8 protein-coding genes are annotated in these 12,065 nt (G+C 35.2%); all 8 read right to left on the bottom strand.

The window, feature by feature from the left end:
• Positions 1-319 precede the first annotated feature (319 nt).
• The 8 genes from IV57_RS09640 to IV57_RS09605 all read right to left on the bottom strand — a co-directional run bounded on the left by IV57_RS09640 (position 320) and on the right by IV57_RS09605 (position 11,639).
• Positions 320-766 (bottom strand): MerR family transcriptional regulator, encoded by a 447-nt coding sequence (locus IV57_RS09640; RefSeq protein ID WP_057881307.1) that lies wholly within the window; start codon positions 764-766, stop codon positions 320-322.
• A gap of 43 nt (positions 767-809) precedes the next feature.
• Positions 810-1,514 carry an SDR family oxidoreductase gene (locus IV57_RS09635; protein ID WP_083488950.1) on the bottom strand — a complete coding sequence of 235 codons (705 nt, stop codon included), beginning with the start codon at positions 1,512-1,514 and terminating at the stop codon, positions 810-812.
• A 14-nt stretch (positions 1,515-1,528) separates the two neighbouring features.
• Positions 1,529-4,054, bottom strand: coding sequence for an ABC transporter permease (locus IV57_RS09630; protein ID WP_057881305.1), 2,526 nt, complete (start codon positions 4,052-4,054; stop codon positions 1,529-1,531).
• Between the two features lie 10 nt (positions 4,055-4,064).
• Positions 4,065-4,766 (bottom strand): ABC transporter ATP-binding protein, encoded by a 702-nt coding sequence (locus IV57_RS09625; protein ID WP_057881304.1) that lies wholly within the window; start codon positions 4,764-4,766, stop codon positions 4,065-4,067.
• A 746-nt stretch (positions 4,767-5,512) separates the two neighbouring features.
• Positions 5,513-7,420, bottom strand: coding sequence for a M13 family metallopeptidase (locus tag IV57_RS09620; RefSeq protein WP_057881310.1), 1,908 nt, complete (start codon positions 7,418-7,420; stop codon positions 5,513-5,515).
• A gap of 199 nt (positions 7,421-7,619) precedes the next feature.
• The gene (locus tag IV57_RS09615; protein WP_057881303.1) at positions 7,620-8,084 is read right to left on the bottom strand and encodes a universal stress protein; all 465 of its coding nucleotides are present in this window, start codon (positions 8,082-8,084) and stop codon (positions 7,620-7,622) included.
• Positions 8,085-8,103: 19 nt separating this feature from the next.
• Positions 8,104-9,324 (bottom strand): carboxylate--amine ligase, encoded by a 1,221-nt coding sequence (locus IV57_RS09610; protein WP_057881309.1) that lies wholly within the window; start codon positions 9,322-9,324, stop codon positions 8,104-8,106.
• A gap of 1,061 nt (positions 9,325-10,385) precedes the next feature.
• Complete coding sequence (locus IV57_RS09605; RefSeq protein ID WP_057881302.1) at positions 10,386-11,639, bottom strand: BspA family leucine-rich repeat surface protein; 1,254 nt, start codon at positions 11,637-11,639, stop codon at positions 10,386-10,388.
• Positions 11,640-12,065 lie beyond the last annotated feature (426 nt).

The following is a 12,065-nucleotide window of genomic DNA, read 5'->3' as shown; positions in this document are numbered from 1 at the left end:
CAAATTTAAATTGGTATGGCTTTTATTATCTATATATTTAAAAACAGTTCATGCTGGTAAAAATAAAAATGAATATTTAGTCTGAAGCGACAGCAATTCGGGGGCTCAGCAGTGAGATTTCTCTTACCTAGCGTATTTTGCTAGGTTAGTGAAAGACTCGCTTTTGAAACAATTTTGCACTTCAAATTGGTTCAAAACGATGTCCACTGCGTTCCAGCCCCCGATATTGCCAAGCGGAAGACGGCAGCATAATAATAACTCCGTTAATTTATGCTTTAATCAATCATGAGTAAGAACCAAAATCCAGAACTTTTTTAACTTATCTTTCTTCTAGGTAACCATGATTCAGACTTTGTAAATAATCAGAAAATTGCTCACTATCTTCAATCTGACCACCATTTTTACCCTTATACCAATCGAGTTTATCATTAAGGATCGTCCAACTATCTTGTAGTTGTTGAAATTCAATTTCAAAATTACGACGAACTTCCTCTAACAACTCAATTCTTTGGTTAATAGTTGTATCACCTTCGGCACGTAATTTAACATAACGTTTTAACTGTTCGATCGTCATCCCTGTGCTCTTCAAATGTAACAGGAATCGAACCCACTTGGCATCAATCTCAGTATAATAACGTACGCCATTTTCAGTTCGATTAGGTTTAATCAACCCTTCTTTTTCATAATATCGAAGAGTTGGACTGTTCAAACCAATCATCTCGGAAAAATCACCAATCCGATATCTTTTTTCAATTTCTACAGGCATTTATCTCACCTCTGCTTAAAGTTGGCTCCAAGTATAACACGGTCTATAAATCGACACCACCATCAACTTTTAGAACTTGCCCAGTAATAAAATCGTTTTCCATTAAATAAATATAGGCTGAAGCCACTTCATCAAGTTTAGCCACTCGACCTAAAGGAACGTTCTCTGCTACATTGGTCTTTTGTTGGGCTAATTGTTGTGAATTCATATCGCGCCACAATCCAGTTGGCGTCCATGTTGGAGAAACAGCATTGATCCGATGGTCAGGTGCTAATTCTACTGCTACACCTTCAACCATTGTATTGATAGCCTGATTTCCAATAATGGCTCCTGAAGCATCATAAGGATGTCCACCAGAACCTGAAGTCAAAATAATCGATCCATGTTGTCTTAAATATTTACTAGCAATCTGAACTAACTGCAAGTTGGCAAAAAATTTATCTTCAATAGCCACGCGGATTTCAGCCACTGTACTATCCAGAAAACTTCCTCCCATAGCACCACCTAGCATAGATACAATATGATCGAATGAACCATATTTATCAAAGAATCCTCGTAGTTGCGATGGATCTTGGGCATTTAACGAGCTTCCCTGAATATTTTCATCATAACGCAATTTATTGACCCGTTCTTGATCACGTCCAATCACATAGACATCGGCCTTTTTGTGTTGTGCCATAATAGCGACTTCTTTACCAAATCCAGAAGTACCCCCAATAACAAGCACTTTATCGTTTTCGAGACTCATAATACTACCCTCAATCATTCATTAGATTTCAACGCACCGATCATATCAATGTGTTGCAATTTTTTATGTGTTACTAGCATAACAATTGCTGTGAAAATTATCATCAATAAGGTGGCGACTAGGTATCCAAACCAACTGATTGTCAGTGGGAAAATAACCTGTTCGGTCGCTGCCTGATTCAAAATATACGCTGTCAATAAATTACCGATTCCAAAACCAACGATAATTCCAAAGATAGTTAAAATAATATTCTCTCTAACAATGTACATTGTCACTTCATTATTATAAAATCCCAAAACTTTAATCGTCGATAATTCTCGGATTCGTTCTGAAACGTTAATGTTAGTTAAATTATAAAGCACTACAAAGGAAAGGACTCCTGATAAGAGAACAAAAATCAAAATTATCGGTTTCAATGAGGATGACATTTGAGACACAGTACTCATGACATCATGTGTATAACTGGTCCCCATTACTTCACCCGAATTTAATAATTTATTAGCCAGATTCTGTCGCTGATTATTGGTTTGACCTTTAAGATGCAACAGCAGTGTGTTAGTTGGCGCCGATTGACCAAATTTTTCTTGATAAACTGTTGGACTTAAATATAAAAAATGTCCAATAAAGTTTTCCGAAATGGCCCCGACTTTCAAATTAACTTTTTTGCCGTCAGCGGTCGTGACCTGAATCTTGTCACCTGTTTCGACTTTTAATAATTCGGCTGTCTTTTTAGTTAGGACAACTCTCTTTTGATTTAAATCAGAACCTAATTTAACATAATTCTTAAATTGAGAAATTGCTTTGGGAGTATAAATATTAACATCATTAACTTTTTCTTTTTTAGCGGTAATTTTTGCCGTTGTGGAATTAATGGCTGTGCTACTACGATACTGACCATCCTGTTGCAAAATATTTTTAACTTTAGCAAAATCCCCATTATCAGTCATTTTTACAACTGCTTGATAATTGAAGACATCTGAATACTGTCGCGCACCACTTGCTCCAATTGAATTCTGAATTCCAAATCCAGTTAAAATTAAAGCTGTTCCACCAGCAATACCGATAATGGTCATAAACATTCTTGATTTGAATCTAAATAAATTACGGTAACTCACCTTGCTATTAAAACTTAAATGATTCCACAAGGGTTTGATTCGTTCCAAAAGAATCTTTTTTGCGGATTTAGGTGTTTTAGGCCGCATCAACGCCGCCGGACCCTCGACTAATTCCTTTCTAATAACTATAATTGCCGCACCTAGAGTAGCTAACAATGAGAATACCAAAGAAATCAGAATCGTGATCCACTGTAGACTAACCACCCAATCGAGCACAATATACTGCTTATAAAGTGCTAGAACAATTCTCGGCAAAGTTTCATTACCAATGATTGCTCCCAAAATTGCACCGATTACCCCGGCTGCAATAGCATAGTAATAATAATTCTTCGAAATTTCCCATTTAGTATATCCCAGCGCCTTAAACGTTCCAATCTCACTTCTAGCTTCCTCAACCATTCTGGTAATGGTCGTGAATGTGATCAATGCCGCAATTAAGAAGAAAAAGACTGGAAAAACATTAGCAATCGCGGCGATTCGATCCGAACTCTCACCATAAGCTGAAAATCCAGCTAAATCATCTCGAGTCTGCCAAGTATAGGTTGTTTTAGTTTTATTTAACAACTTAGTTTTAGCTGAATTCAATTGAGTCTGTTGCTGATCTGCCCTTTGCGGGTCAGTTAGTTTTAATTGATCAATCAATTGTTGCTGCTGATTCAAAGCTGTCAGATATGTTCCGGCAACTTCGATGGTTCTTTGATAGGATCGATTTTTAAACTTTTGCTTCAACAACCTGAGCTTTTGATCAACGGAATCCTTGTATGACTTACTGAAGGTATTCTTATCCTTCAACGAATTAAAATGTAAATTAAGGATAGTTCCAACCATCAAATTCAGCTGCTCTTGAGGTACATAAGCAAATAATCGCACCTGACCATCAGCAATATTAGTTGCTCCACGGGATTGGTTGTCAATATACTGAGGAGAATCAGCAAAGCCGACGATTTTATATGATCGGCTTCTCAATCCAGCATTTTTAGTAAATTTAAATTGCTGACCTAATTTATAACCATATTTAGTTTTAGCCTTTTTATCCAAGACAATTTCATGATTGCTCCTAGGTAAATGGCCGCTACGCATAATTAATTTATTTTGTTGGGCCGTTTTGTCATAACCATAAAGAGCCACCGCAACTTTATCCTTGCCACCAGTCACATATTTAAATTTAGTAGCTTCTACTTGAGCCCCAGGTACTTCTCGTGCCAAATTTAAATCAGTTTCATTAAATCCTGTCGTCGACAAAACTTGAATATCCGACAAATTTTTATCAGCGACTGTTTTATTCAAAGAATCATTTAAACTAGGGCCGGCTGCTTTCACACCCACAAAAATCAATACTCCAAGCATAATGATCAAGATGATAGCAATGAAACGTCCCTTAGATTTATTAATATCACGCCACATATTTTTTGTTAGAGGATTCATTTCTTCTCACCTACCATTCAATCTCTTGAACTGGAGTCGGATGTGGATTATCTTCAATCGATTGTACCTTAGCATCGTGAATTCTGATTACTCGATCAGCCATTTTAGCCAAAGCCGAATTGTGCGTAATGACAATAACGGTCTTGTTATCTATATGACTAGCCTTTTGTAACAAGGTTAAAACCTGTTTTCCAGTTTCATAGTCAAGCGCTCCAGTTGGTTCATCGCACAGTAATAATTTAGGATTCTTAGCCAAAGCTCGCGCAATCGCAACTCGTTGTTGTTCACCACCTGATAATTGAGAAGGGAAATTATCAACCCGATCTCCCAAACCAACTGCTCGCAAAGTATCGGTGGCATCCAAAGCATCCTTAACAATAGCCGAGGCCAATTCAACATTTTCTTTTGTGGTTAAATTAGGAATCAAATTATAGAATTGAAAAATAAAACCAACATCGTTTCGCCGATAAGTAGTTAATTCCCGTTCAGTAAACTTAGCAATATCGGTGCCATCAATACTAACTTGACCATCACTAGGCGTATCCATTCCACCTAGTATATTCAAAACAGTTGATTTACCAGCTCCACTGGGTCCCAAAATAACTGTTAATTTTCCCTGTTCAACGTCAAAAGACAAATTATTATTTGCATAGATAGTGGTTTCACCCATTTGGTATTTCTTTGATTCATTTCTGACTTCGATATATGCCATGTTTTTTCACCTTTCTTAGCTATACTTCATTATAATGGAAAACGGATACATAATAAAAAAATACAAATTAATTCAAAGAAACACTTAGGAACAAAACATAACTTTCTCATTTAACAATAAAAGTACAATTCTTACTAAAGTTCGGGTAAAGTGAGGGTGCTCTTAGCTTCCCGTCTTCCGTAACAAAGCCGATTTGGCTAGAACGCAGTAGGCCAACTTAGGGCCGACGAAAGTCACATCGTCTTCAAGCTCGGCCTCGTCACTCCAGACTAAATAACTTGTTTATTGTTATGAATTATAAATTCAAAAATCACACCATATTATTGTGAACCCCCTAATTGGATTCATAAACAATAATATAGTGTGATTTTTTTGTAGGGTACAAACCCCTTATAAATAAATGCCTGAGAAAGTTCATATTACATCAGTTAATATGAACTCCTCTGTTGTTAATTCGAATGAACAAATATCTCCTAAAATAGTTTAAGTTATTAAAATATCTAGTCTGGAGCGACAGCAATTCGGGGGCTCAGCAGTGAGATTTCTCTTAGCTAGCGTACTTCGCTAGGTTAGTGAAAGACTCGCTTTTGAAACAATTTTGCACTTCAAATTGGTTCAAAACGATGTCCACTGCGTTCCAGCCCCCCGACATTGCCGAGCGGAAGACGGCAATATAATAATAACTCCGTTAATTTATGATTCACCCAAAGTTTAGTAAGAATCAAAATACGATTGGTAAGTAGTTTTTACCAAATATTTACACGTTTATCTTGATCAAGCCACATACCATCTTTTTCAGTAACGCCAAAGGCATCATAGAATTCATCCATATTTTGAGCCATCACATTGGCACGCAATGGAGCTGGTGAATGGACATCAATTGACAAGAACATTTCGGTTAATTGTTTTGTTGACTTGTTTCTCCAAACCATAGCCCAATTAGTGAAGAAAGCTTTAACGTCAAAATCGGCATCCTGTTTAGCAGCCTCCAGAGCACAACGAAGCCCACCAACATCAGCGACATTTTCACTAACTACTAAAGTTCCGTTAACCTTTGAACCAGCATAAGGAATTCCGTCGAACTCATCGATCATACTTTGAGTAAGTTTCTTAAACTTAGCGTAATCTTCTTTAGTCCACCAGTTATTCATATTACCGTATTCATCAAATTGTGAACCATTGTTATCAAAAGCATGAGAAATCTCATGGGCAATAACGGCACCGATCCCACCAAAGTTTTGACTATTTGTTTGCTTCAAACTATAGAATGGGGCTTGCAAAATAGCTGCTGGGAAAGTGATGTCATTTCTTGATGGATCATAACAAGCGTTGACCATGTGTCCTGGCATCAACCATTTTGTCCGATCAACAGCCTTGTGATATTGATCCAATGAATCTTGTGTAGCAATTCGTCTGATTTTTGAAATATTATCATACAATGAATCATTTTCATCAATTTCGAATTTACTATAAATATCATCGATTTTATCAGGATAACCAACTTTAATAACGATTTTATCTAATTTAACAATAGCTTTCTTCTTAGTATCTTCACTCAACCAAGTATTTTCAGAAAGTCGTTGCTCGTAAATTGAAATCATTTTCTTAACCATGCCACGAACATCATCTTTAGCATTTTCACCAAAGTAGTTCTTACCATAATAAACTCCAACAACTTCACTGAAGATACCCGCAGCAAGGTTATACGCATACTTAGTTCTATTTTGAAGTTCCTTTGCACCACTCTTAGCAAGTTGATACTCACCAATAGTTTGACGGAACTCTTCATCCAAAATCGAAGCGTTGCCAGTTAAGAACTTAACCATCATCCAAGCCTTAATATTTTCAAAAGTATCATCATTAACCAATTTATTTAGATTTTCCAAATATCTTGGCTCTTCAATAATAACCTTTTCAGGAGTGTCATTGATCAGGTCAACAACTAAGCTCTTTAAGTCGAGCTGAGTTGATTTAGTAATAAATTCTGTAAAATTCATGGGATTATAAACTTTTGTATAGTCAGCCCACTCTTCTGAACTCTTAACAATTGGTACAAGTGATCTATCAAATGCCAAAGCCTTTTCGACAATTTCTTTAGCATCCTCTAGTTTATAACCAATCATTGAAAGCAAACGACCAGCAACTTCACCATATTTGGCTAACAATTGCTTACCAGATTCGTTCTTTTCATCATAATATGACTTGTCAGGCAAAATAAGTCCTGCACCCTGTACATAGACGACATTCTTAGAAGTATCCTTCATATCTGCTTCTACGCCGATATCGATTGGCAATGGAAAACCATCTTTGGAAAGATCAGCAATGTTTTCACTAATATCTTTCAAACTTTCCAAATCACTAATACGTTGAATATCCTTCAAAATTGGTTGTTGATGAAATTTACTCAAGTGATCAACGTTATTGGCAAGACGGTATAATTTCACCGCTTGTAAAAGTCGATCGTCATCAATTTTCTTTTCATCATTAGCGAATTCATGAAAATCTTCCATCAGTGTTTTTTCAACGCCTTCATCGAGATCACTGAACCCACCAGTACGTGATTTATCAGATGGAATCTTAGCATTTTCTTGCCAAGCTCCATTTACGGCCAAGTACAAATTATCTTTAAAATCAGCAGGTTTAGCTTCAACCATATCGCCAGCGCCACCGATTATTTTATTAATTAACAATATTATTCACCGCCATGTTATTTTTAGGAACTACTATATCACTTATTACAACTCATTAGAATATTTATGATTTGAACGAAAAAAGCAGACAAACCCAATGGCTGTCCACTATTTTTATTTATTATTTAAACAAACTATTCAAATACACTACTTGAGCAAAAATTTATCTAATGACACTCACTGATACTCGAGCGTTATTAACGATTTTTGCTGCTTGAGAGCCAATTGTATTACGAGTACGATTCTTTTCTTCTACCCCGACAATAACTAAGTCGGGTTGGAACTTAGGAATAACTTTATCAACGATTGTTGTACCAGGGTTACCCTCAGTAACCATCAAATGAACATTCTTAACTCCGAAATCTTCGGCCTTTTGACCATACATTTCGAGTAACTCCTTGATTTCTTCACGGCGTTCTTTAAGAACATCAGGATCTAATGATTGGAAAATATTCAAATCACCAGTTTCCAATACTGAAGCAATTCCTAATTCAGCACCATGTTGTTTTGCCAATGAGCAAGCATAATTAAAAGCATTCTTTGATGACACAAAGTCATCTGAATCTACACAGATCAAAATCTTGGAATACTCTACTTTTCTAACTTTGTATTCTTTTATTTCGTCCATCTATTCAAATCCTCCTAAATTATTTAAAATCGCGTCCCTTATTTTCTTGGAAATATTGGTCGAAACGTTTTACATAATTATGGAACATGTAAGTTAATAATAACCAACGTCTAAAGGATCTATCTTTATCGTAGAACACTGTTGTACCAACACGATCTTGCTTGATCAATTCATCAGCATATTTAGTAGCCTCATTCTTTGCTGCATACTTGTTAAAGACTTTGACAGGTACACCTAGCCACAATTTATGTTGTGCCTTGTTCTTGTTAGCATAAACAGTTGGTTCTTGTTCTAGATTACCTTCAACGTAATCTTCTACAACGTATTTTGCAAGATTATAGCCATTCAAAGTAACGAAGAAACTACTTCTACCTTGACGTAAATTAATTTCAAAGAATTTGAAAGTCTTATCACGAGAATCGTATTTCATATCAAAATTAGCGTAACCAGTAAATTCGATATCTTCAAGGAATTTTTGGACACGGTCATAAACATCTTGATTAAATTCTGGCACGATTGCCACGTAATTACCAATTGATTGTGGAGTTGGGTCTTCCAAAATTGGGTGACCTAAACACATCATTTTAACATGATGTTGTTGATCAACATAAGCATTTAATACTCGCATGTTGGAATCATCACCAGGAATAAAGTCTTGCAAAATTAAGTCAGATTTATATCCATTGTCATAGATTTTACCAACAATAGTCATATATTCCTCTTGAGAATGGATGGTAAAGGCCTTTTTACGTCCTTCAAAATGAATATCCAACCACTCAACACTGTTAGCAGGCTTTAAAGCAACTGGAAAATCATATGGAACATCCATATCAGTCTTATTCTCATACATATCTTTTGTAATGATTTTTGTTAATGGATGTGGTAACTCATGTTTATCAGCTATATTATAAAAGCTTTCTTTGTTGTTTAATGATTTCAATAAATCGTAATCGACATAAGGGCAGACAAATGTCTTAGACAATTCTTCTTTGTGTTTGCTGATAAGTTCGGCATAACCATCACCACAGGCAATCAGAATAACTGGTTCGTCGTGGTTTTGATAAACTTTCGCAATTTCACGCATTCTCTCAATAAAAACAGGGTCTTCAGAAAAACCTTGGTGAAGAGTTAAGTTTAAGATTTTTGTATATCTTGTAGGTGCCAATTGGATTTCGGCATAGGCCTTAACCGTACCCCCATATAGTTCATGGAAAGCACGAGCCATTCCGTAAACATTCATGTCACTACCTAATAATATAGGCGTGAATTTTTTACCTGATTCAGTTTCGATAGGGATCAACCTCTTACTATATTAAAATTCTATTTTTTAATTTTTCACACATTTCAATCAAAATTATACCATACTCAATTTAGCACAACGAGAGACCATTGGGTATTTAATACTCTAGGCTTATTATTTTCTTAATTTATAGAAGTTATACAACTTAATATTGAAAAATTTCGATGTTTTTAATTAATTAATTTTGAATGAGCGACCTTAAATATATCACAAAATGAGAACGGCGTCATAACGCTCAATCAAAATAACTGAGTGTTTTATAATAGTTATTATAGTTTCTTTTCTTATTTTTTGTTATAAAAATATACTCAAAATTCCAATATTTGATATTAATTAAAAATACAGCTTGAGCTTAGCTTGTTTTACTCTTTTTTAAAGCTCGGTTAGAGCGGAAGTATATTTGTATTTCCGTCTTCCATAAAAATTGGAAATAGGGCAGAACGCTGCGGACACGACTTGAAGCCTCTTGTACCAAGAGTCTCCAAGCTCGGTCTTATTCTAAGCCAGCACAAATCGCTGGCTAAAAATAATATCGCAGCTGAACCTATTTCCAATTTTTATTCCAGACTAAATAACGCTTTGGTTTTTAAGTTTTATTAATGAAAATTATTTACTTCAAATCAAAAGCCTCGTATTAACTGATTACTTCAGTCAATACGGGGCTTTACTTAATTCTTAGAGTAAATGAATTCTATGGTATGTTTGGATATTAAAGATTTATATAAGATTGAAACTAAGAAACTAGCTCGGAGCAAGGAAGAAAAAATGGTTCAATAGCGAAGTTTTCCTTATTCGGCGGTTTTTGCCGGATTAGGAAAAGGCCAAGCTTGAAGACTTTTGGAACAAAAGGCTCCAAGTTGTGCCTGCTATGTTCCAACCAATTTTTTCTTCCTTGCGGAGAGCGGAACCATAATAATAACTCCATTTATTTCCGCTCTAACCGAGTTTAAGTAAAAACAAAAAACGATTACTGCAACTTATTTATTTTAATTGTCCGAAGATTAAGCATCAATAACGTCAACCTTATCAACGTCAACAAATTCATTTGCTGTTATTTGGTAATATTTATGATTATTTAACAAAGCAAGTTTTTTACTCTTCAAGATCATCAGACTTCCTAAAGCACGAACATCAGATGCTTTCGTACGACTGTCAACTAGTGTCGTCATAAGAACATCTTTAGTTCTAACCGTTTTATCAATCTCACGATAAATATAAACATCCTCAGCCTTAATCCAATCATGATTGAGAACGTGATAATACTTTTGATCACCAATTTTCAAAGCTTTATCACTGAACCAACTGTAGTTCTTGTCTAAAATTCTACCTTGAGCTTTAAGACCATTAATATCATAAACCTGAGCTGATTCTAAATCTGGATAAACAGTAACGTAATTCATAAAATCAGTAACCGTTCCTTTTACTGCAGGTTTAACTACTTCAGTTTCAACAACCGGAGCTGCTTTAATCGCTGATTGAACCGCGGAGAGTGGTTGAACTGATTGATAATGTGTAGGTTCGACTTTTCTTTGATTTTTTACAGGTGTTTTTTCCAAAGCTGTATAAGTAACTTTATCTTCAGTCATTAGTTTATCGACCATGGCTATAATTGCCACTGTTTTCTTGTCAGCAACATAACCATCCTTTTGAGGAACATCAATTTCAAAGGTACTACCAACATATTCCGGTTGAACCGCAGTGGGAATTTCAACTGTTAATTCATCATCAATATTATTTGGTATTTTTACTGTAAATGGACCCTGATATTCTTTCTCAGGTTTAGCGACCCAATTGCCTTTGTTAGCCATCGATAGTAGTTCAACTGATGTAACTCCATTTTTATCATCAGGCTTAGGGTTATCTTCGGTTCCATTACCAATGTTGACCCATACCTTATCGACTAATTTGAGATCCTCCTCTTTATCCTTAGGGACAATAAACTTATCACCCAAATTTAAAGACTTCAAAGCATCAGAATTCTCAAACATATTTGTCATATGTTTAACATTAGTTGTATCAAAATTTGATAGATCGAGTTTTTCTAAAGTTTCACAACCGGAAAACATCCCGTTCATATTAGTAACTCGGCTAGTATCAAAATTGGTAATATTCAACATTCTAAGATCACTACAACCACCGAACATTTGAGACATATCATTAACTTGATTAGTTTGAAAACTCTTTAAATCAAGATTTTTTAGCGAACGGCAATTCAGGAACATTTGGCTCATATCCGTAACTTGACTAGTATCCATATCTTTCCATTCCTTCAATCATCGTAAATTATTGATAAACTGGCAGAATTTGGATAATAATCTTACAATCTCCTATTATTCCACCCCTTTTGTTTTCTAAATCAATTATTTCACCGCTAAATAATTCCCCATAGCACCAAAATAACGTTTCCAATTTAGAAATTAACAATTTTACTATAACAAAACGAAGTATCATTCTTTTATTTTTAGAAGTATTTTTATGATTTCTTAATTAATCACACACAAAAAGTCCTAAATTTTTATATTTAGGACTTTTGGCTTTGAAATGATTTGCGACAGAACAATTCATTCCAATCAGGCTTATCTCTTATTAAACAATCTGTAGATGGAAAACTAAACGTCCTGTTTCCGCTCTCTATTTTAAACGAGCTACAACTGGACAACTCTTTCCGGTTAACTCAACTA

The organism is Companilactobacillus kimchiensis (assembly GCF_001438805.1).
Lineage (GTDB): Bacteria > Bacillota > Bacilli > Lactobacillales > Lactobacillaceae > Companilactobacillus > Companilactobacillus kimchiensis.
Note: the sequence above shows the minus strand (reverse complement) of the source record. Positions and strands in the feature narration are given on the sequence as shown.

Coding starts and splice junctions, on each gene's coding strand:
- IV57_RS09640 (WP_057881307.1), bottom strand. CDS start 766: ATGCCTGTAGAAATTGAAAAAAGATATCGGATTGGTGATTTTTCCGAG.
- IV57_RS09635 (WP_083488950.1), bottom strand. CDS start 1,514: ATGAGTCTCGAAAACGATAAAGTGCTTGTTATTGGGGGTACTTCTGGA.
- IV57_RS09630 (WP_057881305.1), bottom strand. CDS start 4,054: ATGAATCCTCTAACAAAAAATATGTGGCGTGATATTAATAAATCTAAG.
- IV57_RS09625 (WP_057881304.1), bottom strand. CDS start 4,766: ATGGCATATATCGAAGTCAGAAATGAATCAAAGAAATACCAAATGGGT.
- IV57_RS09620 (WP_057881310.1), bottom strand. CDS start 7,420: ATGGTTGAAGCTAAACCTGCTGATTTTAAAGATAATTTGTACTTGGCC.
- IV57_RS09615 (WP_057881303.1), bottom strand. CDS start 8,084: ATGGACGAAATAAAAGAATACAAAGTTAGAAAAGTAGAGTATTCCAAG.
- IV57_RS09610 (WP_057881309.1), bottom strand. CDS start 9,324: ATGAATGTTTACGGAATGGCTCGTGCTTTCCATGAACTATATGGGGGT.
- IV57_RS09605 (WP_057881302.1), bottom strand. CDS start 11,639: ATGGATACTAGTCAAGTTACGGATATGAGCCAAATGTTCCTGAATTGC.